Genomic DNA, 22,079 nt, shown 5'->3' with positions numbered 1-22,079 from the left:
CCCCAATCGCATTTCACGGAGGATTGACATGGAACCGTCGAATAAAAAGAAATGGGATGTGCTGGAAAGAACCCACACATCCCATGTTGTTGAAAAGGATCGAATGATTTACTGGCAGGAAGCGCTTGCCGATGAATTTTATTATTTGAAAAGCGGGAAAGTGAAAATTTTTCTCAGCTCGGAGGACGGCGCAGAAAAGACCCTTACCGTACTGGAACCGGGGAATATTTTCGGCGAAGCGGCCTTTTTTGACGGCATGCCCCGCGTTTCCTCCGCAAAAGCGCTCGTAAAATCCGAAATCATCACCGTCACCCGGAAGAGCCTGATGGAATGTATCCGCCGCGAACCGCAGCTCGCCATGAACCTGCTTACCTATCTGTCGCAGACGATCCGCATGCTTTCCGCACAGGTGAATTCCATGACATTTCTGCAGGCTGACCAGCGCCTCGCGCGGCTTCTGCTCAGCCTGGCGCGCAACGGTACTGTACGCGCCACGCAGGACGACCTTGCGGGCCTTGCGGGTATTTCGCGCGTCACCGTAAACCGCACGCTGGCGGGATTTTCCAAAAGGGGATGGATCCGCGCCCGCTACGGCGCGGTGGAAATCCGGGACGAAGTGGGGCTTCTCGCTTTTATTGGCGGCTAAATCAGTTCTTTGGCTTCATTGTCGGGAAATTTTTCTTTCCACTTTACAAGTTTTACCGTAGTTTTTCATTTGTTGCTTTTGCAGCTTTTTTATTTCTCGAAAAAATCGTATTTTTCATATTTCCCATGGAATTTTGGCATCCGTTTAAAGAAGATTGAAAACGATATATTGCAGGCTCCAGGATATGTAACTAGAGCGCAGAGCAACATTTCACGTAGCTGATTCATAGGCAAAATACTAAGTTTGGAAAAATATAAAAGATGGAAATGGCGCAGATATAAGAAAAAGGCCTTTGGAGATTTCTCTGATGTGGTCTTAAAATTATAGTTCAATATGATTTGGATTATAGAGTGGTATAACAGATTTATCTTCTTCCACTCCAAAAATAAAATCCACCAATTTTTGAGAATCTACAGACTTCTGCCCATGTGCAGCTGTCGGAATACCTATGCCATAAAAGAATGTTTTAACTACGTTTCCCTTCAACAACTTGGAACAAAACGCATGTATTCTAAAAATAAGAAATTACGTTCATCAAAATCGTTATGCTTTCTATTAGCAAGAGAAAATCCCTGACAAGGTACTCCACCAGTTATAAGGTGAATTTTTTCTACGCCTCTTTCTTCAAGCAATCTTTTTACATATAGAGGGTCTACTTTTTTTATGTTCCCCAGACACCCTATTGAATTGGGATGATTTAACATCCACGTATTCATTGCAGGTTTTAGATGGTCTACTCCAAACACAGACTGGAAACCAGCCCAAGAGCAACCTACTGCAAAACCACCCGCTCCGCAAAACAGGTCCAACATCGTAAGTTTTCTCTTATCATGTTTGAATCTATCGAGGTTTATATACTCAACATCCTCATGAAGATATGAGCTTTTTTCTACAGGGACAGAATTATCCCATACATTTTCAACGATACTATTCTCACATAGCGCTTCATTATTTTTTGGGGTTTTGTTAACCATAAGAACTCCTTGCCTTGAATATAAAACCGGTAAGCGTTTCGGCCTACCGGTTTCATCATCAGCTTTCTGCCATTAATAAATGGTCATAAACCGGTCGCAAGTCGCAAATTCTCTATTTGCAAATTTCATACTAGTCTAGTACAATTTTGCGCCTGCCGGAATATGGTCATCAACCATCAACAAGTGGAGCTTTTCTTCGCCTTCTTCTTCGTGAACGGCACTAATAAGCATACCGCAAGAGTCAATGCCCATCATCTTTTTCGGCGGCAGGTTTACGATAGCGATACAAGTCTTGCCTACCAGTTCTTCAGGCTCATAATACTCGTGAATACCGCTTAAAATCACACGGTCTTTGCGTTCACCGTCATCTAATGTGAATTTGAGAAGCTTCTTTGACTTTGGTACTGCTTCACAAGCCAAAACCTTTACTGCACGGAAATCGGACTTCGAGAAGGTATCGAAATCGACGGTATCCTCAAACAATGGCTCAATCTTTACCTTAGAGAAATCAATCTTTTCATGCTCAGCTTTTGGTGCTTCCTCAGCCTTATTTTTCACATCATTTTTGCCGTTAACATTATTCAAGGGCTTCATTGTCGGGACGATTTAGGACATCGTTTCAATTCTTGCTATAACCCAACATAGTTCAAAATAAGTCGCAAATCAGATTTTTTCAAAATCCTACTTTACTTTATTTTCGATTAGTTTCGTGGGGGCTTTGTGTAAAAATTGATGTAAATGATGTAAATGCTCTAATCCGCCAACTATGAAGTCCGTATCATTATAATCTGTTAAACTGACACCTTATTATACTCATTTTTGAAGTAGGAGTCAAGACCTTCAAATTCGGACTTCCTCAGTTCCTTCGTTACATCGGTATAGATGTTAAGCGTAGTTGAAATATCTTTATGACCGAGCGTGTCCTGAATGACCTTAACATTTACCCCTGCTTCGCACATTCTTGTTGTGAAAGTGTGCCTTAAAGAATGACAGCTAAAATGCGGGAGCAATACTTCTGCGTTTTCATCTTTCAATAACTGCTCGTCGTTGCAGTCACGGATAATGCGGCGGATTGCTTTGTTCAGGGTTGCCTGATGTTGCGGCTGACCAAAACGGTTGATGAAGATAAAATCGGTGTATCCATCGACAGTCGCTTCGCAGTGAAGGTCGAGCAGTTCCTGCCTTTCCTTTTCCATTAAGAATGCTTCTTTGACGAAACCGAGCATAGGCACTTTTCTTCTTCCTGCCGGGGTTTTGGTCGTATTAACATTGAAGTAACAGCCACGCTTACTGCCCTCAGTACGGTGGTCATAGTAAACCAGCGTGTGGTTCACATCAATGATACCTTCTTCCAAATCAATATCGCACCATCTTAACCCTGTAACCTCTCCAACACGAAGCCCCGTACCAATCATAACCGCAAACACCGGATACCAATACTTTGATGTCGGAGAGTTTTTCAGATAGTCAAGAAACAACTCTTGCTCCGGCTTTGTTAAGGCTCTACGCTTCTCGGTCTGAAAACAATGGGACTGTTTCAACTCTTTAAGCACATTGTTTGACGGGTTATTCCTGATGTAGTCATCATCGACCGCCATATCCAAAATCTGATGGAGAACCGTATGAATATTATCAATGGTTGCCGGCTTCAGATGGCGTTCGTCTGCAAGGTAATTATAGAACCTCTTTATATCTGTTTTTCTCAGAGAAGATACAGTCTTTGAGCCTATCTGATGACGGACAAAGGTCTCATACATATACTTGTAGTTTTCAAAGGTGTTGTTTTTCAGTCCACGCTTCAAATCCTTCCAAAGCTCATATATGTCATTGACCGTTGTGTAACGAGCTTCTGCCTTAATGCCATCGCTCTTGTCTTTTGCGATTTGTTCCTCTTTGTATCGCAGTTCATCAAGTGTCTTGGCATACACATAACGCCTTTTGTGGTTTGCATCCGTCCAACTGAAATGGTATGTACCATCGGCTCTCTGTGATTCGCCTGTACGAAGCACTACTCTTGATTTGTCTTTTCTTTTTGTTCTTGGCATAATTTTTCCTCCCTTAAATGCGAAATTGCTTATCAAGATAATCAATAAATTTGTCTCGGATTACACAGACCTGAACACCGTTAGTGACAGCAAAGGGACAATCACCCTTCATTATGATTTGCCTGATTTTTGTCCTGCCGATACCGGTGTACTCAGCTGCTTCCTCAACCGTTAGAACCTTCTTCTCCCAAAAGGGAGCATTTTCTTTTCGCTTTTCGAGTAAGACTCTGTAAGCTAAAACATCGTTGTCCATAAGCCCTCCTTCCTATATTGAGTACATTTTCTCAATGTACTCATCAAAAACTCGTCTCTTAATCATTCGTCTGTTTCCTACCCACAGAACAAACGGACATTTTTCTTGGCTTGTCATCTCATAAAGTTTGTCTCTGCCTATACCTGTGTAAGCGGTCGCTTCATCAATCGTAAGATAAGGCTTTACCCAAACCGGCACGGTTTCCGACCGATTACCTGAATTATTCAATTCAGTCTGATTATTTCCCATAACACCACCTCCATCAGAGGGAATACTGCGATGACAGGTATTCCTCAAATTGTTTTCTTTTAATCAATCGCTTTGCTCCGTTCCAAAGAACGAAAGGACAATCTTCGCTATTCGATAGCTCTTTTATCTTTGATGTGCCAATGCCCGAATATTCCGAAGCTTCTTCAACCGTAAGGTTCATTTTCTTCCAAATAGGGACACTCGGCATATTGGATTTAAGTTGTTTGTCAGACATATGCTGTAACCTCCTTGCCTTTGGTGATTACAGCATACTCAAAAGTCTGCGGTACGCCAATTATGCGAATCGGCTCATCGCAGACTTGACTTTTTGCTTAAATCGAGTATTGCCTTTCGATAAATTCGTCAAAGACTTTCCTTTTAATCATTCTTCTGCTACCAATCCAAAGAACAAAAGGACAATCCTGACTTTCCGTCATTTCATAAAGCTTTCCCATTCCAATACCGGAATAAGCTGCCGCCTCCTCAATAGACAGGTTTGGTTTACACCAAAGAGGAATGTTGTAACGCTTCTTTTTTTCACTGCTATTTGACATTCCTGCCCCCCTTTCCTTTGACCGAGGTGCGTTTGTCATAAACGATGTAATCCCAACCGCTGTTATTGCACTTATCGCAGTGGTCTTTGCTTTTCGCAAACGGGTCAAGACGCCTGACAACATAGTTTGGGTCGTGGATATAGTCGCTCAGGCACTTGGGGCATAAGCAACGAACATCTCCGTTTCTGTCTGTGTTGTAAATCCATAAACCGAAAGTCTTTTTAAGAGCTGCGTTAATTTGCTTCCAAAGCCTTTCATCGTTTACCGAACCAATGTAGTCTGTCAGTTCATCCTTATTGACGGTCTGTATCTGTTCAAGAAGAACCATTGACGGCTTCTTCAGACCGAAGTCCTCACCCAAAATGATGTGTGAAGGAAGATACTTCTTTTTCATCACAGCCGTAACAGCCGCAACAATAATTGTCGGAGCATTTGCATTAAAGTTGTCCGCCTGAATTACCATTACAGGTCTCTCTCCCGACTGGACAGACCCCTCTCTTTTTCCAAAATCGTAGTAGAATAAATCTCCACGCTGAATTTCATTTCTCTGCATATATGTATAACCTCTCTGTTCATTTAGTCTTGAAAGTGCATTTCGTATCCGGATTTGAAATAACCCCTTCACTCATTTGGACAAAGGGGGTCAAAATGCACACCCAAAATCAGAGGTTTTCATAAAATTTCTTGAAATTTTTTCTTGCGGCAGCAATCGACTTATCTACAACGCTGTAATATACTCCTTCTTCCTTTGCAATTTTTCTTGAACTCATACCTAACAAAATCGCTTTTATCAGTCGTTCTCTCTGAACAGGTTTCAGCATTTCCAAGACCTTTCTGACTTTTGCAATTTCTAACTGGCGAAGCTGTTCCTTTTCTTCCTCAATCCGTTCTTCTTCCGCTTGCTCAAACGGGTCAACAAACGGAGTAATCAGTTCCCGGTGGAATTGTTCAGAGATGTCATCTTCATACCCGTACACATCGATTGTTCTTTTTGCTCGCTTTTCGTACTTATCGTTGTTTCTGTATGACTCGTCAATCACTTCGCCCTGAGCCATAGAAAGCAGAATGAACGGAGTGTACCGACGGATAACATCAGGGTATTTAACCCACAATTCTTCTTCCGCCAGTTCTGTTACAATCGCCCATTTCTCCGAGCCGGTGTAACCGTGATATTCATACCGAAGATTGATGAGCTTGCAGTCGTTCGAAAATAATAATTCCTGTTGTTCTAATGTAAGTTTTGTCATTGTCGTAATCTCCTTAAATTTGAATTTTTGAATTTGGTTGAAATCAAAAATTCGGAGATTACGGATACTTGGCGATATATGCCAGCCACTTATATGTCACGGTCTTGCTCCTTTCGGGAGCTACAAAAAAAGCCGGACACCAAGAACATTAGGATATTTCTATCCCTTAATTCTCAGCGTCCGGCAATTTGATGACTCAGGAGCTTTCGCTCAAGGACTCGTGGCTCGGTACATCTGCCCGATATTTAATTGTTCGCTCTGTTATTACTTCTTGTTAATCTGTACTTGACCGTTCCCTTGCGGAGGGACAGGTCAACCTCTACTACTCTGTGGCAGTTCGGACATTTCAGTTCAATAACACCTGTTGTCATTGTTACCTTGTCAAAAATACGCCAGCCACAGTTTTTGCACCTTACGATTATCTTTTGTTCCAACGATTTCATAGCTCGCTCACCTCCGGATAAACCGTAACCAAATCAAAAGGATTATCAAGATACTCCTTTTTCAGTAGTCCGAGCTGTTTCATTCGTATGGCAAGTGCTTTTTTTGAACACCCTAAAAAATCGGCAAGTGCGTCAAACCTTTTATATACGCCCGGAAAGTATATCTTGTTTAGACACTCAATCTTTTCTCCAAGACTGAACAGATACATTCCCTGCTTTATAAGGTTTTCGGGAAGAAGGATAGCTGCTCCAAGCGTATTTGCCTGCCATTCCTCCCAATCGGATATAGGCTTATTCCTCTCGGAATTTGCCTTGTAATAATGTACTCCGGCAGATTTCTGTGTCACGCCGTAATCATTCGGGAACAACATCTTGAATATCTGATGGCTGCCCTCGTGCATTAAGGTAAAGTTCTTTCTGCCTTTCAGCTTGCTGTCAAAGTTCAAGTCCTTTTCCACGAGAACGGTTTTTCCGTCCAAAAAGAAAAAGGCTTCGTTATCATCATCTTCAAATACCTGAACACCCATTTCCGTAAATGAGGTCATTCCGAGAATACTCCCGTCATAGGATAGGTGCTGGTATTCGACATTCAAGCCGAGAACCTTCTCCAAGAGAAGCTCCGGGTCAATTCTGTATATTTGTGTGTTGCGGACATCGGGAAGTGCCATATATGCCTGAACATATTTGTCGGCAATCGCTTCGATGTCAAATCTCGATAAATGTTTCAAGTTACAAAACCTCCTACCATTAGGATTTTGCTTCTACAAACCACTTTCCGTTTTCTTCGTCGAACAGAAATGTGGGCTTGCCGCAAATCTGTACCGTGTAGCGGATACCGGTTCCTCCGACTTTGGTGGAAGCCGCACGGCATTTCTGAATTACACGGTCTATCTCATATTTTTCATCATTCTCAAACTTGATGAAATTCGGACGAGCCGTTCCATCAGGTCTGTGTGTTACATTTACTTCAACATAAACTTTTCTTCTATCGGATTCCATTTTTATACCTCGTAATTTCTCAAAGTCAAAACCAATCTTCCCAAGTGCTTGTATCCGTCGATGTTCTTATCCGACACCCTGTACTTGGGTCGGTCATCTCCGGCAGTATTGATGTAACAGGAAAGCCTTCCTTTCTTAAAGCGTTTTTTTCGGTCAAAGAACAGGAACATTCCTTCATATATACCGTAGTCGGTAAAATGGTTTCCGCCGTCCGCACGGAAGATAACAATATCTTCGCTGCACCCCTGCAAAAAGCAGTCGGGTATCGTAACATAAGCCGTAACCTCTTTTTCGTCAATCACATTTAGCCCTCCTTAACCGACCATACCTGTCGGCATCGTGATTTCGGCTTTTTCCGGTGGTAGCCGCAGGTTCTGACACAGAACCCCATTCCTTATGCTGTCCTTTCCGAAACGCCGTCTGATTTCTTCAACACACTTTTCCATTCTCTCCAATTTGTCCTGCTTGGCGGCGTCCATAAACATATCTATTTGACGGGGCGTGTCTTGTGGAACAAGATTTATGGCTTGTACCGTCACAGAACGGATAGGGTTATTCCACCCATATCTTTTTTCAAACAACTGAAAAGCGGTCTTTGCAATAATCATCGGAGACTGTGTAGGAAGTGCAATCTTCGTCTGCCATTGCCTTGTATTGAGTGTGTTGTCTCTAATATGTATTGCGACACCTTCTGCACTCAGTCCGTGAACACGGAGCTTGTGTCCGATGTCTTGGGTCAATTCGAGAAACACGGGCCACACCTGCTCCGGTTTCTCTAAGTCTGCTACCGTTGTTATACCGTGTCCTACGCTTTTTATAGGAGAAGCGAAGTCTTTCTTGGCAACAAGGGAAAGGTCGTTACCATTGGCATAGTCCCATAAAACTACTCCGTTCTTTCCTAATCTTCTGCGTAAGAACTCAGGGTCGGTATTCGCTAAATCCCCGATGGTACGAATACAATAGCTGTCAAGCACTCGCTGGGTTGCCCGTCCTACACCGAGCAGGTCAGCGGCAGGAAGTCCCCAAATCTTTTCTCTGAATGTGTCCTTTGGAATTACGGTTACTGCGTCCGGTTTCTTCATATCCGAGCCGAGCTTCGCAAATATCTTATTAAAGGAAACACCCACAGAAATCGTCAAGCCGAGTTCAAACTTCATCGTTTCACGAATTTCATTTGCCACCTTTTCCGGCGAACCGAAAAGGCTTTCTGTCCCGCTAATATCCAGCCAACACTCATCCATACCATACGGTTCAACTTGGTCGGTATATCGCTCATAAACGCTTCTCGCAAGCTTTGAGTATTTGATATACTCCTCATAATGGGGCGGTACTACAACCAAGTCCTTGCACTTCTGTTTAGCCTGCCATACTGCGTCCCCGGTTTTCACATCAAAAGCCTTTGCTTTGTAGTTCTTCGCAAGCACGATACCGTGTCGTTCCTCAACAGAGCCGCAGACAGCAATCGGATATTTCTTTAATGCGGGGTCGAGCATACATTCGACGCTGGCATAGAAGTTGTTCATATCACAATGAAGTATGCTTCGTAACATTTTTTGAACCCCCTTGACATTTTGGGTAGTTTGGTGTACACTATGTGTAGTTCAACTTCCCAATTCATATTATATACACTTCAACTGTACTTGTCAAGAGCAAATGGGTAGTTCAACTGTAAATATTCTTTTAAGGAGTGAAATCACAATGACATTCGGTGAAAAAGTCAAGGCTGAGAGAACAAAGCTTGGTATGAGTCAAGATGAGTTAGCAGCTAAAATCGGCGTAACCCGACGCATAATTGGTTCTTATGAAAATGATAAATCCCGTCCGAGAGGAATGGAAAGATATAAGAAGCTGGCAGAATCCTTAAATGTAAATGTGAATTATCTGCTGTCTGAGGATGACGCTTTCATCGCTGATGTAGAGGATAAATACGGACGCAGAGGGGCAAGACAGGCTCAGGAGTTGCTTGCAGAAGTTACCGGTCTATTTGCCGGCGGCGAAATGGCTGACGAGGATATGCGTGAAATGGTTGACGCTATTCAGGAAGCATATCTTATTGCAAAGAAGAACAATAAAAAATACACCCCGAAGAAATACCGCAAAGACGAGTAATCCTCAAAGTGAACTAAGTCCAATATATGGGACACATAATAGTTTATAATTTATTATAGGTTAATATCCGATATACTATAATATGGGAGGTGAGCCGGATTGGGGTATTACACTACGGCTGAGATTGTGAAAATCGTAAACAAGCTCATTGACCGCTGCGGTACTCGTGACCCGTACAAGGTCGCAAAAGAGCTTGGTATCAATGTCATCTACCGGAATTTTGACAAGCAGCGTGGAGCATACAAGGTTATTCTAAAGAACCGCTTTGTTTTTCTTAAAAACGGTATGCACCCGGTCGTGGAGCAGATAGTGCTATGGCACGAAATCGGACACGATATTCTCCACAGGCAAGAAGCGGTTGCTGTCGGCGGGTTCAAAGAGTTCAACATCTTTGATATGAGAGAGAACCGTATGGAGTATGAAGCAAATATCTTCGCTTCTCAGGCTTCGCTCCCGGACGACACCATTTTGGAATACATTGAAAACGGCTATGATATTCAGCAGATTGCACGGGCAATGTGTTCCGACATTAACCTGATTGCTCTGAAAGTGGATACGCTGATTGCACAGGGCTATCAACTTCGCAAACAGGAACACCAAAACGATTTTCTTAAATACAATCACAAAATGTAAGACCGTCAAGTCTCGAATGAGATCTGACGGTCTTTGCATTAGATAATATAATTTTCTGCACCATCGATGTATCTTTCATAATCAATACGAAGCACATTTTCTTTGTTGTAGTGGTAACACATTCGCCCTGCCCATCCCAAAAAACAAATTGTCCCATTTGGTTGCAAAGCCATAATATCGTCCACCTTTCGTTCAGTCGGCTTAACATTATCTCCATAAGTAATGCCTTCTCTTTCAGCATCACTCATAAAACGATACTGTATCGCTTTGTTTTTGAGAAGGATATATACCTTCTTCTCCGTGTTAATGAGTTTTTTGATTGTTCGCATAAAAAATGCTCCTTTCATTTATTACTAAAAAGAGCGTTAAAAAAACAATCCTATCGTCACGATAGGATTGCAAAAATCATCATTACCTATCGTTCAAGCATTAGCACCTTGCCGTTTGGTAGGTTGCTGTGTGGTCATAGGGCTTGTCCCTCACACACTCTTAATAGATACAAAAAATATTAAATTTACTAAATTATACACCGAACTTGAACTAAAGTCAATTTTGAGAAATGTATGATGTAATCGGAAAGATTAGTTTTTATTATATCCAAATTGTTTTGTGCAAAGGGTATCTTTCCACCATTTTTCACGGCTCAGTATGTAATTATCATCCATTCGGGCGTTATAGTTTTCTAATACCGAATACTGAAAGTTTGATTTTATATAATCAAACCCTTTGGTATCAACAATATGTTTAAGTTCAACATTCCCACCGTGTCCATTCTCTATATAGTTAGTCCACCTTTGAAGCAACATTCCATACTGAGCAGTTGCCGAGCCAACATACATTTTTCCGTTGCTGATATCAGTTATAAGATAAACCGCTTTTTGATTTCTCAAAGCATCAAGCCAGCCGCTGCGTTTATTCCGAATAATCGTTTCCAGTTGTGAAAAACTCAATCTTATGTTCTCATAACCCGGAAATTCGTCACCATCATAAGCAGTAGAAAGAATTTCTATTACTTCCAGTTCCTCCATCATTGACTCATAAGTTCTTCCCATACCACGCTTCGTATTGTGATACTTCAAAACTAATCTGCCATAATACTTTCGATATTCTTCAATTTCCTCAGCTTCAAACCCAACATCATCAACGACATCTATCTCTTTTGTAATTCTCTTAATTGTTGTCAGCAACCATTTATCATCATAGAGGTAAAGCAGACAAATCGCAATCTGTCCCGTATGGAAATATCTTCTTTGATTGTGCCACAAAAACCACTCAATGTTTATTTTATCAGGGTCTCTTTTGTATTCCTCTAAAGGGTCTGTATTTCCATTAAAAACATTCAACTTGAGTCTGGTTTTGCCAATATCGCAATCCGGTATCTTAAGCAAGTCATTTATCAGAATCCTATCCATAACATATCTCCTTATTCGTGCAGGAAAACCTTAATATAAATCTTGACCCACGAGCCTTTCTTTTCCTCTGAGGTAATCTTACCGAAAAGGAGCTTCCCGGCGTCCATCAGGCGAGCAAATATTACATTATCCTGCTTCGGCACATAACCGATTTTTACTCCGTCAACAGTCTTTATGACAATCGCTTGCTTATCATATCGGTTATCGGGTTCTCTGAAAAACTCAAGTCTGTCATCGTTATTCAGATGTGGCTCTAATTCTTCGATACCCTCAATATGGGTTGTCCCGGCTACATATGTATCAAAAAGAAATATATCTTTTTCAAAAGGTTTGGGTATGGAAAGCTCTCCGCCTTTGCCGTGCAAGAGTCCTACAAGTCCGTTGCCGCCGGATTTAACCAAATCTCCCATTATCTCACCTCAACATTTCTTCAATTCTCGACTTATAAATAGAGATAAGTTCGTTATACTGTTCAAGAATATTTTCAAGTTCTTGTTTTTTCTGCTCGGTTTTCTCTGTATCCTGAAGAATATCCTTCATCGTGTACGGATACTCTGATTTGATATTATCAATGCTCTCTCTTATAGATTTCAGTAATCCCTGTAAACGCTCTCGTTCTTCGACAAGCTGTGTCATAGCGTCCTTATGCTGTTCAGGCAGCGGATTGTTTCCGACCATTTCGCCGATAATTCTCAATGTTCCCAAATCGCCGCTTTTATAGGCTGATACTGCATTATCAAATAATTGAACCTGTGCTTCTGAAACATCGGGGTTAATATCAGGGTGTAATGCCTTTACTATTTTACGATAGAGCTTTTTAAGTTCCTTGTTATCTTCGTCAGACAGGACTTCCGCCTTACTTCGTTTAAGAGCGTCATTCATCTTATCAATCTGCTCGTTGAGTTGTTTTTGATACTCTGCAAATTCATTATCGAGGGTTTCCTCAATGGCAGAAATAATGACCTTTTCCTGTCTGTTTTTCTTTGCCTGAATCAATTCAATTTTGCGTTTCAGTCGCAGAGCGGCACATTGAGCTTCATACGCCTTATACTCAATGCTGCCGAGTTTCAGCATATATTCTGTCTCTATATTCTTACAGATAACGAATTGAAGCTCGTCACGCTCCAGCAAAAGCATTGACAGCTCTGTACGCATTTTTTCTACTTCGCTTTTCAGCTTTTCAAAATCCGGGAATACAATAACATTACTCGGTGAAGATATTTCTGCCGTCGTCTCGGCGTTTTCTTCATCGTCCCTAAACATCATATACTCTGCGGCACGACCGGCAAGTCTTTTCCTGATTTCTTTTTCGTCCATTCAATCGCACCTCGCTTTACAGAATATAACCGACCTTTGACACACCAATTACCCCTCGGCGTAAAAATGTAATATCTAAAGTGTCCGGTTCAAAGGTATCAGGTTCAAAGGTATCAAATGAAAATCCTTCCGGTTCAAAGGTATCATACTGGAAAGACTCATATTCAAATGTTTCTATTCCCATTTGCTCAACAATCTCTTTTGGCAAGGTATAATCCTGTTCAACGAGACCAAACATTGTAAATCCTGAGTCCACACAGAATGCTACAACCGCTTTATATCCGATATTGTAGGTAAAAGAACCGATGATTGAACCAACAAAACTACCAATCATATAACCTAATACCGGTACTTCTATGAACGCCTGAGAAATCCCACCGCCAATCAATGAACAAGCTGAAATATACATATCTCTGACAAGCTCACCCGAAAGCTGAGTTCTTGTTTTCTTTCCAAGAGCAACTTGAAAAGCATTTTTGATAACATTCATCGTCAGAACGGTTACTGTACCAACTATCGTCGGGTCAACAGATTTAAGTGCTTCTCCCAAAAGTCCTGCTTTACAGGAAGCTGTAATAGCTGCGGACACACTTCCTCGGATAAATCCTTCTGCACCACCTGATACTGCTGCAAATCCTATCTTCTTAAACTGCTCAGCGTTGATTTCTCCGTTTTTCATCAAATAATCTATTGCCTTGATTATTTCCGGAGCAACTTTCAAAACAACAGAAATGGTAGCTGCCGTAAGCCCGGCTTTGAACGCCTGTTGAATAATGTAGTCGTATTTGATTAGTTCTTCGGTCGTAAGTCCCAATTCGTCTGCATTTATTTTTCCCTGTTTCGCCAGCGTTGCAAGTGCTTCTGCTTCCTTTTTTGAAAGTGGAATAGACTCAGCACCTTTATCGTCACTAAGACGGTCTTTTAACAAATCAAGCGTTTCTTGATAACGATAAACCTGTTCCGGTCGCCTTGCAGCTTCGGTCTTAATCATTCGCTCAAGATACTGTGTTGCTTCTTCCAGTTGGTCACGGGGTATGATACGAATTTGCCCGGAGTAAATAGGGTCATTCAAAACACTTTCTGCATTATCATAACCTCTGCTACGCAAGAAATCTTCTAAATTATCTGTTCCTCCGTGGCTCTGATACTCCTTAAACCTTTGAAAAACACTTACAGCCTGTGCTTTTGCACTTGCTTGACCGTCACTATAATATTTTAGCCCGTACTTGTCTCCAAAGTTAGTTGAAATATCAGTTGAAGCGAAATCGTGGCTTCTATCAACAAAAGCTCTGTTTGATGAACCTTTCAGTGCGGAATCAATATTAAATGTCCCAGTATGCCAGAACTCTGCAACATCGCCTTTTAGCACATTAGAAGCAGTCTTAAATCCCTCTAAGGAATTCAAATCCTGAACGAGTTTATTTATCTCATCATTCACAGACGCAACATAGGAATCAGACATAGTGGCTGCGGCATAAGCAGAAGCATTTTTTGCAAAATATGTATATCCTTCTTCAAATCCAACCATTATGCTTCACGCCCCTTTATAAACCTAAAAATTTGCTCAGGTCATCTAAATAGAATTTCATTACAGCACAACTATATTGCTGTTCTTTAATCTTGCTGTTAAGTGTAAATTTCTTTACCGCCATCACACCGGCACCAATACCTGCGATTGGAACTAACGCTACTGGTGAGATAACTGCCAATGCTCCTGCTTTAACAACTCCCGCAGCCCCAGCAACTCCCGCTGCTCCTGCGGCAGCACCCGCTTTCAGAGCTTTCTTATCTTTGCTCTTAATTAACTGCTCAACATTCTGCTGATAGTTCTGAGCGTATGAAATAAAGTTCTCATATTTATCAGCTTCAACGACTTTCTCAACAGAAAGCACAGCCTGCTTTCCAAGCCAGCCATATTTCATTCCAAATTCCGCAAACTCCATATTCATATGGGAGCTTTTTTCTTTAATAAGTTTATCCTGTCCGATAAAGAGAATGTATTGGTTAGATGAAAGCTGTGCGGCATTAGCTTTGTAGTCCTTTTCAAGCCATACCTGAGCAGCAACCTCTCCATCTTTTGTTCCTACCGTCTCATCTTCTGTATCATCTTCCAAGCTGATAAGCTGTGCAAGATAATCGCCGTATTGACGGCATTTTTCTTCACATACAATAATTAGCTTTTTCATTACATTTGCCTCACTAAGTTCTGTTATCATTCAAATCCAAAGCAGGAACGAACTATCTCATCTAACTGTCTCCGGATTTCTGAAAAATCACAATCCAAATCAAGCGTTTTGACCGAAATTGAATTTCCACCCATTTTGTAATTGTTGTTTGGTAATACCAATTCATCGGTCTTTGCATAAAGCAACATTCCCGATACATTGCCGGTGTTATCAGTATCAAGGTTTTTGACATAAGTGAAAATCTGATACAGATTACCTGAATGCAAAGTGTTTACATCATACTGCTTTTGCGTTGTATGAGAGTAATATTTTGCGTCAATTACCAATGTCTTGTCGCCTTGTTTCAGCATAATATCGCTCTGCATAACCGGCAACATTTCTCTGTATCCGTCATCAGTATCCCACGGAATTTGAGAAGCCGACGCTTTTATTTCAGGATGTTCCTTCCTGTAATACTCAAGAATAAACTTTTCATATAGCCTGCACATACGCTGTTCATCAAGGAAATCCATCAACTTTGTGCTTCCGTCAGATGTTGTCTGCAACAACCCCTTAAGTATCAGGTAACAAATCGAAATCAGCATTTGGTATGTCTGATTGTTCTTGTTAAATTGCAGCTTCCAGTTTATACTTTCTCGGCTCAATGGCTCAACCTCTGAGAAATAGATGAGAAGTTTACGAAGCTGCTTTTTTCTGTCCTTGCTGATACTGCTTCTTACAAGAGTATCCATAGTCGTGCGGATAATTCGATTCATATAAGAGTTTATGGAAAACTCGTCATAATTACACACCAACTGCTTTTTTAGCATTGATTGCTCTTTTACCGAAGCGGAAATATCTATTTTGCCACGTAGAGCTGACAAGGACTCTGTTTGAAGCACATATTCTTTACCTAATCCTCTTTTGATTTGCAACGAGACTCCCTTAATGAGAATGGCTGCACATAGTTCAGCGACATTATCAAATTCTTCCGTCGCCACCTGTTTATATCCCTGCTCATTCAAGACTTGAAACGCATATGAAAGCATATAGTATATGTTTTGTATGCGTATCATTTTATTGCACTCCTTAAGGTTGCAGACCAGTCTCTTACCTTTGTAGGTTCATCAAACCAGTATTCCTTGATTAACGGTATCACTTCATACTCCACAACGGATTTGAGCCATTCATCGGTAATTTCATCGTCGGTACAGAAGTAACTATGTCCAATTCTGAAACCGTCTCCTAACGACTCGTCTGATGAAATTGTATTGTTAAGGGACTCAACAACGGTTATCAGGCTTTCCAGTTTTGGAGAGTTCTTTTCCGCCAAGTAATTCTTGAAACCTTCCGAAGAAAAAGCCGGTGCAAAATCAAAGAATGCGAACCTTCTTCTTAACGCATAATCCATAAGTGCAAGGCTTCTGTCCGCTGTGTTCATCATTCCGATAATCCTCACATTCTGAGGAACTGTGAACCATTCGTTTGAATAGAGCAGTTTTATCTTTTCGCCACGCTTGTCTTTCTCAATCAACATCATCAATTCGCCGAGAATTTTACTCAAATTACCACGGTTGATTTCATCAATGATGAAGAAATAAGGTCTTTCATTATCTTCTTCCGCTTCCTTGCAGAACTTGTAGAACGCACCGTTTTCAAGTTCAAATCCTTCTTTTGAAGGTCTGTATCCCTGAATAAAATCTTCGTAAGAGTAGCTTTGGTGGAACTGCACCATTGCTACACGGCTGGTGTCTTTCTGCCCCATTATGGAATAAGCAAGTCGCTTTGCGGCGAAAGTCTTGCCAACACCCGGAGCACCTTGCAAAATAACATTGTATTTTGCTTCAAGCAATTCTGTCAGGGTGTTATATGTATCTTCGTCCATATATACTTCATTCAGAAAATCGTCCTTTGAATATGGCGGATACTTGATTTCTTTCTGTTCCGACACTTCTTCCGGCGTATCTTCAGCGAACAAATCAAGAAGCTTCTGAACATAATCGGGATAAGCCGATATGTTGGTAAGTGTTTTCATAACAGCCTGTCCAGGGTGTTCCCATTCGCCGTTATTTTGCCAGTCAACTTTTCTAATATGCTTATATGTGTTTCTTGATGAATCGTAAATATAATCGGAAGTCACAATACCTCTACCGATAATTTTGTGCATTCCTTTTTTAACAAAAACTACATCGCCGACTTTAATCTCGTTTGCAAACTGCCATAGGCAATGAGCATTATTCTTGTAGGAATAGCTTGCGTCATAGACTTTCTTCATAAATTCTTTGATTTCTTCTTTAGAAGCAAAGTCTTTCAGGTTGGTTACTTCGTCCCATCCTATTCCCATAATGCCATTCTTATAGAACTCGTCCCACATACAAGCATTATCGCCGGGAGAATAAATCCAGTAATCTGTTTCTTTCACATTTGAGTCAACGGTTTTTGTCGGAGGTTCTTCCGTTTTTCCAACTTGGCTGCTTTTCCACGCACAGTAAGACAGTTCCGGGAAACTGTGATATTCGTATTCTTTCTGATTAAGAGCATTTTTCGCTTGCTCACACATAAACAGATAACTTGTTCCGTCAGGCAAGCCTTTATTTATATCAGAAAAGATTGTCGTAAAATAGTGCGGCATATTATCGACATCAGTAATAAAGGCTCTGTTGGTTGAGTCTAAATTGATGAATGTATAAGGTCTTACCCAATAAAGCCCCATTGTAATATTCCACTTAATCATCTTCTGCTTTGTAACTGTGTCATAAGCAGCAATGAAAGCGTTTTTATTTTCTGCGGAAGCTTCATCAGAGTAGGCAATGGCTTTTTCAAGCAAATTCCACAGATTATCTATATCGTGTTCTCCACGGTTTCCCTTATATGCGAAGAACCACGCACTTAAATTCATTACGACAGGAATACCATCAAACTCTGTCGGGACAGCAGATTTTATTGAAAACTGTTTTGCAAATTGCTCCAACAAAGCAATTCGATTGGCATTGGTAATTCCTTTATTAAATGAACCGAAGATAGTAAAAGGGCAAATATCCTCGTATGTCTCTTTGCCTTTTTCCTTAAATGGAAAGTTCATTCCTGCGTCTGAGAAAATTGTTTTCAGTTTTTCAATTAACTCGCTGCGGTTATTTTTATATTCTAATAGAGCGGTAGCCAGCTCCATATAGAAGTTTGTCCATTGAAATTTTGTATCCATAATCGTCCTCCGTTACCTTATGCGTCCATCATATTATCCGTCCAAAGTTCACACTGCGTCATAACTGTCTGAACAGCGTCCTCCATACCTTCCGGCGGATACTTGTGCTTTTTCAATAGTTTCTTGATAAGCATACGCATTTTTGCTCTTGCAGACTCACGCTTTTGCCAGTCTATCGTTTTATTCTTACGGAGCGTATCAGCAAGCTCCTTTGTAATGGCAATCAGTTCATCGTTTTCGTAGAAATCCTTAATTGCTTGCGGCTTTGTTAATGCGTCATAGAAGGCAAGCTCATCGGCAGTCAGTCCGAGCTTGTCGCCCTCTTTTTGTGCTGCGGCGATTTGCTTTGCCAATTTCAGCATTTCTTCGATGACTTCTTCATTGGTCAGCATACCGTTGAGGTAAGCATTAAGAGAACGCTGCATAATCTCGCTGAATTTTTCAGACTTAACCACATTCGTCCTGCGATAGACCGACACCTGCTCCGCAATCAGTTTTTTCAGGAGTTCAACAGCAAGGTTCTTTTCCTTCATATTTGCGACTTCCTGAAGGAACTTCGGGTCAAAGAGAGAAAACTCCTCTTTAATGTCTGAGAACAGGTTGATAACGCCATCGCTCTTGATACTCTGCTTCAAAAGCTCGTTGATTCTTGCGTTCATCTCCGGCAGGGAAATCTTCTTTCCGACGCCTGTGTTTGTCAGCCTGAGTACCAATACACGCACGGACTCGAAAAATGCTGCTTCAAAGCGGCTGTCCTCATCAACCAAAGAAGAACAGAGAGATAATGACTGATGAAGCATAAGTGCTTCTTTTACGAAAGAGTCTTTCTCATCAACTCTTTCTCTGCCCATAATGAAGTTGACTGCACCGCTGATAGTCTTTGCTCTTTCAAGGTCTGTGCCACTTTGGAACTTGGAATAATCGTATCCGTGGAATTTGTCACGGCAAACAGATAGCTTTTCCAAGAATTTAGGATAAGCAACCTTTGCAACATCGGTATCGCCATAGTTCTTCTTGTCACGGGAGGTATAGTCATTCATTGCCTGCTTTAAGGCGGTGGCAATGCCTACATAGTCAACGACAAGTCCGCCTTCCTTGTCTCTGAACACACGGTTTACACGGGCGATTGCCTGCATAAGATTGTGTCCGGACATAGGCTTGTAAACATACATCGTGGCAAGAGACGGCACATCAAAACCGGTCAGCCACATATCAACAACAATAGCGATTTTCAAAGGACTATTATTGTCTTTGAATTTCTTTGCAAGCTCGTCCTTGTGGTGTTTATTTCCGATTATTTGTCGCCATTCTTCCGGGTCATTATTACCGGAGGTCATAACGACTGCCACCTTTTCAGTCCATGCAGGGCGCAATTCCAATATACGCTTGTAAATCTTCATAGCGATAGGGCGGGAATAGGCAACAATCATCGCCTTACCGGTCAACAGGTTTTCACGGTTATTCTCGTAATGGTCGAGAATATCGCAAACCAAAGAATTGATTGTATTATCATTTCCGAGAACAGCTTCCATCTGTCCAAGCTCACGCTTGCTCTTTTCAATGACTTCCTCATCTGCATTGGCTGCCATAATGTCATATTCGGCATCAATCAATTTTAAGGTCGCTTCATCAAGGTTGAGCTTAATTACACGGCTCTCATAGTAAACCGGGCGGGTAGCACCGTCCTCGACAGCCTGCGTCATATCGTAGATATCAATGTAATCTCCGAATACCTCACGGGTACTGCGGTCTTTGGAGGAGATAGGAGTGCCCGTAAAGCCAATGTATGTAGCGTTCGGCAAGGTGTTGCGGATAATACGGGCTGTGCCGATAACACGCTTTGCAACATCTTCGCCTTCTTCGTTCTTGGTAATCTTTATTTTCTCTGCAAGTCCGTATTGACCTCTGTGTGCTTCATCAGCCATAACAACGATGTTGTGACGTTCAGAGAGCGGCTCGTGAGACTCCTCAAACTTTTGCATTGTGGTAAAGATAATGCCGTTTGCCTGTCTGCCGGCAAGCAAAGATTTTAAGTGTTCACGGCTTTCTGCGTGCATAGGTTCTTGTCTTAAAAAGTCCTTGCACTTTGCAAACTGACCGTAAAGCTGGTCGTCAAGGTCGTTTCTGTCGGTCAGAACAACGATTGTCGGGCTGTCTAAGGCTTCCTGCAATAAATGGGCATAGAACACCATAGAAAGCGATTTGCCACTTCCTTGTGTATGCCAGAACACACCGCCTTTACCGTCTGTAACGGTAGCGTGTTTTGTGGACTCAATCGCTTTTCTTACCGCAAAATACTGATGGTAGCCGGCAAGGATTTTGAATGAATTGACACCCTCATTAGAGAAGCAAATAAAGTTCTTGATAATATCAAGTAATCTTTCCTTTTGGAACATACCCTCAAAGAAAGTATCAAACTGAGCATACTGCGTATTTTCATAGTCGCCGTCTTTGGTTTTCCACTCCATAAAGCGGTCTTCACCGGAGGTGATCGTACCAGCTTTGGAGTGGGCTTGGTCGCTCATAACGCAGATAGCGTTATAAATGAACATAGACGGAATTTCCTGCATATAGTTACGGAGCTGCCTGTACGCTTCGGAAGCGTCCGTTTCTTCACGGGAGGGAGATTTCAGCTCAACCAAAACTACCGGTAAGCCGTTCAAAAAGAGAATTACGTCAGGGCGTTTGTTGCTGTTTTCAATGAAAGTCCATTGATTAGCAACGATAAAGGAGTTGTTGTCGGGATTTTTGTAGTCAACAAGATAGACGATAGAGGAACGCTCCTCGCCGCCAACAAAAAATCTTACAGGAATACCGTTTTGCAGATAGTCCATAAAGACTGCGTTTTTCTGCACAAGCTCTCCGTTTTCAAAGTTTTTGAGCTTGAATAAGGCGTCCTGAATGGCGTCATCAGGCAGCCCCCTGTTCAAACGATACAGAGAGTCAATCAGAACTTCCTCATATAACGGACTGTAAAAGTCTCTTTCAATATCGGGACCGTATGCGTACTCGTATCCCAAATCGTTTCTAAATAGCTCGATTACAGAGTTTTCATAATCGGCTTCGGTATATAATCCCGGCATAAATCTCTCTCCTTTACAGATTCATCATAATATGATTCTCAATTTTTGTGGTCTCCCGGCAGGCGACATATTGTAAACAATAATTTATTTGAGCAAATGCAAGCTCTTTACAAAGCTTGGTTTGTTGATTTCGAGCCTTTTGGTGGCGTTAGACCTTCGAGCTGGAACGACACGAATATATATGCTATTGCAAACATCATATATGGTGCGCCCTTTGCTTCCAAGCTGTTTAATACAGATGGACTCGGTAAACCAATTATCCGTATTCGTGACTTGAAAGAACAAGCATTTGTTACTTTTACCACCGAAGAACATCCAAAAGGACATTTAATTCAACCCGGAGATATTGTCGTAGGTATGGATGGCGAATTTCGTCCGTATATTTGGGGAAATGAACCTGCTTGGTTAAATCAACGAGTTTGCATTTTTGAAAGCAATCGCCCTCAAGGAAAAGCATTTGTTCTCTATACTATAAAACCTCTTTTGAATAAAATTGAGCAAACACAAGTTGCTACAACAGTAATTCATATCGGCAAAAAAGACTTTGATGCATTTGAAATTATTCTTCCCGATGAAGCAACACTTGATAGTTTTGATTCAATAACTGCTCCAATGATAGAACAAATCGTAAATAACCGATTGCAAAACAAGAGGTTAGCAGTTCTTCGAGATACACTCTTACCTAAACTTATGTCCGGCGAGCTTGATGTTTCGGACATCGACCTTTAAGCCGCTAAATTATTGTTTA

At 41.5% G+C, this 22,079-nt stretch carries 27 protein-coding genes and 1 riboswitch; of the genes, 4 read left to right on the top strand and 23 right to left on the bottom strand.

What is annotated here, in order from left to right:
- Positions 1–28 precede the first annotated feature (28 nt).
- Positions 29–646, top strand: a complete 618-nt coding sequence (locus CAGA_RS02660) for a Crp/Fnr family transcriptional regulator (protein ID WP_135657460.1) — start codon at positions 29–31, stop codon at positions 644–646.
- Positions 647–1,128: 482 nt separating this feature from the next.
- Here CAGA_RS02660 and CAGA_RS02655 read toward each other — a convergent pair whose 3' ends face one another.
- The 14 genes from CAGA_RS02655 to CAGA_RS02590 all read right to left on the bottom strand — a co-directional run bounded on the left by CAGA_RS02655 (position 1,129) and on the right by CAGA_RS02590 (position 8,960).
- Positions 1,129–1,620 carry a DNA cytosine methyltransferase gene (locus CAGA_RS02655; protein ID WP_135657458.1) on the bottom strand — a complete coding sequence of 164 codons (492 nt, stop codon included), beginning with the start codon at positions 1,618–1,620 and terminating at the stop codon, positions 1,129–1,131.
- Between the two features lie 135 nt (positions 1,621–1,755).
- A complete protein-coding gene (metG, locus tag CAGA_RS02650) occupies positions 1,756–2,178 on the bottom strand; it encodes a methionine--tRNA ligase subunit beta (protein WP_243112922.1) in 423 nt (140 codons plus the stop codon).
- A gap of 233 nt (positions 2,179–2,411) precedes the next feature.
- Positions 2,412–3,665, bottom strand: coding sequence for a site-specific integrase (locus tag CAGA_RS02645; RefSeq protein ID WP_022117667.1), 1,254 nt, complete (start codon positions 3,663–3,665; stop codon positions 2,412–2,414).
- Positions 3,666–3,678: 13 nt separating this feature from the next.
- The gene (locus CAGA_RS02640; protein ID WP_135657454.1) at positions 3,679–3,918 is read right to left on the bottom strand and encodes an excisionase; all 240 of its coding nucleotides are present in this window, start codon (positions 3,916–3,918) and stop codon (positions 3,679–3,681) included.
- A gap of 12 nt (positions 3,919–3,930) precedes the next feature.
- Positions 3,931–4,167: an excisionase gene (locus tag CAGA_RS02635; protein ID WP_135657452.1), complete on the bottom strand. Its 237-nt coding sequence runs from the start codon at positions 4,165–4,167 to the stop codon at positions 3,931–3,933.
- Between the two features lie 13 nt (positions 4,168–4,180).
- Entirely contained in the window at positions 4,181–4,402 is a 222-nt protein-coding gene (locus tag CAGA_RS02630) for an excisionase (RefSeq protein WP_014635877.1), read from the bottom strand.
- 97 nt (positions 4,403–4,499) lie between these two features.
- Complete coding sequence (locus tag CAGA_RS02625) at positions 4,500–4,721, bottom strand: excisionase (RefSeq protein ID WP_041179095.1); 222 nt, start codon at positions 4,719–4,721, stop codon at positions 4,500–4,502.
- A complete protein-coding gene (locus CAGA_RS02620; protein WP_135657450.1) occupies positions 4,711–5,274 on the bottom strand; it encodes a type II toxin-antitoxin system PemK/MazF family toxin in 564 nt (187 codons plus the stop codon). The genes CAGA_RS02625 and CAGA_RS02620 overlap by 11 nt, the downstream gene beginning before the upstream one ends.
- 109 nt (positions 5,275–5,383) lie before the next feature.
- Complete coding sequence (locus tag CAGA_RS02615; protein WP_135657448.1) at positions 5,384–5,968, bottom strand: sigma-70 family RNA polymerase sigma factor; 585 nt, start codon at positions 5,966–5,968, stop codon at positions 5,384–5,386.
- Between the two features lie 245 nt (positions 5,969–6,213).
- Complete coding sequence (locus CAGA_RS02610) at positions 6,214–6,411, bottom strand: hypothetical protein (protein ID WP_003525176.1); 198 nt, start codon at positions 6,409–6,411, stop codon at positions 6,214–6,216.
- A complete protein-coding gene (locus tag CAGA_RS02605) occupies positions 6,408–7,139 on the bottom strand; it encodes an ImmA/IrrE family metallo-endopeptidase (RefSeq protein ID WP_014635880.1) in 732 nt (243 codons plus the stop codon). Before CAGA_RS02605 ends, CAGA_RS02610 begins: the two co-directional genes overlap by 4 nt.
- A gap of 19 nt (positions 7,140–7,158) precedes the next feature.
- Positions 7,159–7,410 carry a hypothetical protein gene (locus CAGA_RS02600; protein ID WP_014635881.1) on the bottom strand — a complete coding sequence of 84 codons (252 nt, stop codon included), beginning with the start codon at positions 7,408–7,410 and terminating at the stop codon, positions 7,159–7,161.
- Positions 7,411–7,412: 2 nt separating this feature from the next.
- A complete protein-coding gene (locus CAGA_RS02595; protein WP_003525179.1) occupies positions 7,413–7,712 on the bottom strand; it encodes a hypothetical protein in 300 nt (99 codons plus the stop codon).
- Positions 7,713–7,724: 12 nt separating this feature from the next.
- Positions 7,725–8,960: a DNA polymerase Y family protein gene (locus tag CAGA_RS02590; RefSeq protein WP_135657446.1), complete on the bottom strand. Its 1,236-nt coding sequence runs from the start codon at positions 8,958–8,960 to the stop codon at positions 7,725–7,727.
- Between the two features lie 148 nt (positions 8,961–9,108).
- Here CAGA_RS02590 and CAGA_RS02585 point away from each other — a divergent pair, with 148 nt between their 5' ends.
- Positions 9,109–9,519, top strand: coding sequence for a helix-turn-helix domain-containing protein (locus CAGA_RS02585; protein ID WP_003525181.1), 411 nt, complete (start codon positions 9,109–9,111; stop codon positions 9,517–9,519).
- 99 nt (positions 9,520–9,618) lie between these two features.
- Complete coding sequence (locus CAGA_RS02580; RefSeq protein WP_135657445.1) at positions 9,619–10,152, top strand: ImmA/IrrE family metallo-endopeptidase; 534 nt, start codon at positions 9,619–9,621, stop codon at positions 10,150–10,152.
- Between the two features lie 38 nt (positions 10,153–10,190).
- Here CAGA_RS02580 and CAGA_RS02575 read toward each other — a convergent pair whose 3' ends face one another.
- The 9 genes from CAGA_RS02575 to CAGA_RS02535 form a co-directional block, all read right to left on the bottom strand.
- Positions 10,191–10,481, bottom strand: a complete 291-nt coding sequence (locus CAGA_RS02575) for a hypothetical protein (RefSeq protein ID WP_135657442.1) — start codon at positions 10,479–10,481, stop codon at positions 10,191–10,193.
- Between the two features lie 83 nt (positions 10,482–10,564).
- Positions 10,565–10,651: riboswitch (SAM riboswitch) on the bottom strand.
- An 82-nt stretch (positions 10,652–10,733) separates the two neighbouring features.
- A complete protein-coding gene (locus CAGA_RS12785; protein WP_243112921.1) occupies positions 10,734–11,564 on the bottom strand; it encodes a GIY-YIG nuclease family protein in 831 nt (276 codons plus the stop codon).
- A gap of 11 nt (positions 11,565–11,575) precedes the next feature.
- Positions 11,576–11,974 (bottom strand): HIRAN domain-containing protein, encoded by a 399-nt coding sequence (locus tag CAGA_RS02565; protein WP_135657441.1) that lies wholly within the window; start codon positions 11,972–11,974, stop codon positions 11,576–11,578.
- A gap of 4 nt (positions 11,975–11,978) precedes the next feature.
- Positions 11,979–12,881: a coiled-coil domain-containing protein gene (locus CAGA_RS02560; RefSeq protein ID WP_135657439.1), complete on the bottom strand. Its 903-nt coding sequence runs from the start codon at positions 12,879–12,881 to the stop codon at positions 11,979–11,981.
- Positions 12,882–12,897: 16 nt separating this feature from the next.
- The gene (locus CAGA_RS02555; protein WP_135657437.1) at positions 12,898–14,409 is read right to left on the bottom strand and encodes a hypothetical protein; all 1,512 of its coding nucleotides are present in this window, start codon (positions 14,407–14,409) and stop codon (positions 12,898–12,900) included.
- 16 nt (positions 14,410–14,425) lie between these two features.
- Positions 14,426–15,067, bottom strand: a complete 642-nt coding sequence (locus CAGA_RS02550; RefSeq protein ID WP_135657435.1) for a hypothetical protein — start codon at positions 15,065–15,067, stop codon at positions 14,426–14,428.
- Between the two features lie 26 nt (positions 15,068–15,093).
- Entirely contained in the window at positions 15,094–16,122 is a 1,029-nt protein-coding gene (mcrC, locus tag CAGA_RS02545; RefSeq protein WP_135657433.1) for a 5-methylcytosine-specific restriction endonuclease system specificity protein McrC, read from the bottom strand.
- Complete coding sequence (locus CAGA_RS02540) at positions 16,119–18,248, bottom strand: AAA family ATPase (protein WP_135657431.1); 2,130 nt, start codon at positions 18,246–18,248, stop codon at positions 16,119–16,121. The genes mcrC and CAGA_RS02540 overlap by 4 nt, the downstream gene beginning before the upstream one ends.
- 17 nt (positions 18,249–18,265) lie before the next feature.
- Positions 18,266–21,331 (bottom strand): type I restriction endonuclease subunit R, encoded by a 3,066-nt coding sequence (locus tag CAGA_RS02535; RefSeq protein WP_135657429.1) that lies wholly within the window; start codon positions 21,329–21,331, stop codon positions 18,266–18,268.
- A gap of 96 nt (positions 21,332–21,427) precedes the next feature.
- Here CAGA_RS02535 and CAGA_RS02530 point away from each other — a divergent pair, with 96 nt between their 5' ends.
- A complete protein-coding gene (locus CAGA_RS02530) occupies positions 21,428–22,060 on the top strand; it encodes a restriction endonuclease subunit S (protein WP_135657427.1) in 633 nt (210 codons plus the stop codon).
- The last annotated feature ends 19 nt before the right edge of the window (positions 22,061–22,079 follow it).

Source organism: Caproiciproducens galactitolivorans (assembly GCF_004768785.1).
Taxonomy (GTDB): Bacteria; Bacillota; Clostridia; order Oscillospirales; family Acutalibacteraceae; genus Caproiciproducens; species Caproiciproducens galactitolivorans.
This window is presented reverse-complemented; position numbering and strand designations above follow the sequence as displayed.

What these genes read in the sequence shown, in the direction of transcription:
- CAGA_RS02615 (WP_135657448.1), bottom strand. Translation starts at nt 5,968, where the DNA reads ATGACAAAACTTACATTAGAACAACAGGAATTATTATTTTCGAACGAC.
- CAGA_RS02550 (WP_135657435.1), bottom strand. Translation starts at nt 15,067, where the DNA reads ATGAAAAAGCTAATTATTGTATGTGAAGAAAAATGCCGTCAATACGGC.
- CAGA_RS02560 (WP_135657439.1), bottom strand. Translation starts at nt 12,881, where the DNA reads ATGGACGAAAAAGAAATCAGGAAAAGACTTGCCGGTCGTGCCGCAGAG.
- CAGA_RS02640 (WP_135657454.1), bottom strand. Translation starts at nt 3,918, where the DNA reads ATGGACAACGATGTTTTAGCTTACAGAGTCTTACTCGAAAAGCGAAAA.
- CAGA_RS02630 (WP_014635877.1), bottom strand. Translation starts at nt 4,402, where the DNA reads ATGTCTGACAAACAACTTAAATCCAATATGCCGAGTGTCCCTATTTGG.
- CAGA_RS02540 (WP_135657431.1), bottom strand. Translation starts at nt 18,248, where the DNA reads ATGGATACAAAATTTCAATGGACAAACTTCTATATGGAGCTGGCTACC.
- CAGA_RS02645 (WP_022117667.1), bottom strand. Translation starts at nt 3,665, where the DNA reads ATGCCAAGAACAAAAAGAAAAGACAAATCAAGAGTAGTGCTTCGTACA.
- mcrC (WP_135657433.1), bottom strand. Translation starts at nt 16,122, where the DNA reads ATGATACGCATACAAAACATATACTATATGCTTTCATATGCGTTTCAA.
- CAGA_RS02565 (WP_135657441.1), bottom strand. Translation starts at nt 11,974, where the DNA reads ATGGGAGATTTGGTTAAATCCGGCGGCAACGGACTTGTAGGACTCTTG.
- CAGA_RS02555 (WP_135657437.1), bottom strand. Translation starts at nt 14,409, where the DNA reads ATGGTTGGATTTGAAGAAGGATATACATATTTTGCAAAAAATGCTTCT.
- CAGA_RS02655 (WP_135657458.1), bottom strand. Translation starts at nt 1,620, where the DNA reads ATGGTTAACAAAACCCCAAAAAATAATGAAGCGCTATGTGAGAATAGT.
- CAGA_RS02610 (WP_003525176.1), bottom strand. Translation starts at nt 6,411, where the DNA reads ATGAAATCGTTGGAACAAAAGATAATCGTAAGGTGCAAAAACTGTGGC.
- CAGA_RS02575 (WP_135657442.1), bottom strand. Translation starts at nt 10,481, where the DNA reads ATGCGAACAATCAAAAAACTCATTAACACGGAGAAGAAGGTATATATC.
- CAGA_RS02635 (WP_135657452.1), bottom strand. Translation starts at nt 4,167, where the DNA reads ATGGGAAATAATCAGACTGAATTGAATAATTCAGGTAATCGGTCGGAA.
- CAGA_RS02590 (WP_135657446.1), bottom strand. Translation starts at nt 8,960, where the DNA reads ATGTTACGAAGCATACTTCATTGTGATATGAACAACTTCTATGCCAGC.
- CAGA_RS02535 (WP_135657429.1), bottom strand. Translation starts at nt 21,331, where the DNA reads ATGCCGGGATTATATACCGAAGCCGATTATGAAAACTCTGTAATCGAG.
- CAGA_RS02625 (WP_041179095.1), bottom strand. Translation starts at nt 4,721, where the DNA reads ATGTCAAATAGCAGTGAAAAAAAGAAGCGTTACAACATTCCTCTTTGG.
- CAGA_RS02600 (WP_014635881.1), bottom strand. Translation starts at nt 7,410, where the DNA reads ATGGAATCCGATAGAAGAAAAGTTTATGTTGAAGTAAATGTAACACAC.
- CAGA_RS02660 (WP_135657460.1), top strand. Translation starts at nt 29, where the DNA reads ATGGAACCGTCGAATAAAAAGAAATGGGATGTGCTGGAAAGAACCCAC.
- CAGA_RS02585 (WP_003525181.1), top strand. Translation starts at nt 9,109, where the DNA reads ATGACATTCGGTGAAAAAGTCAAGGCTGAGAGAACAAAGCTTGGTATG.
- CAGA_RS12785 (WP_243112921.1), bottom strand. Translation starts at nt 11,564, where the DNA reads ATGGATAGGATTCTGATAAATGACTTGCTTAAGATACCGGATTGCGAT.
- CAGA_RS02530 (WP_135657427.1), top strand. Translation starts at nt 21,428, where the DNA reads ATGCAAGCTCTTTACAAAGCTTGGTTTGTTGATTTCGAGCCTTTTGGT.
- CAGA_RS02620 (WP_135657450.1), bottom strand. Translation starts at nt 5,274, where the DNA reads ATGCAGAGAAATGAAATTCAGCGTGGAGATTTATTCTACTACGATTTT.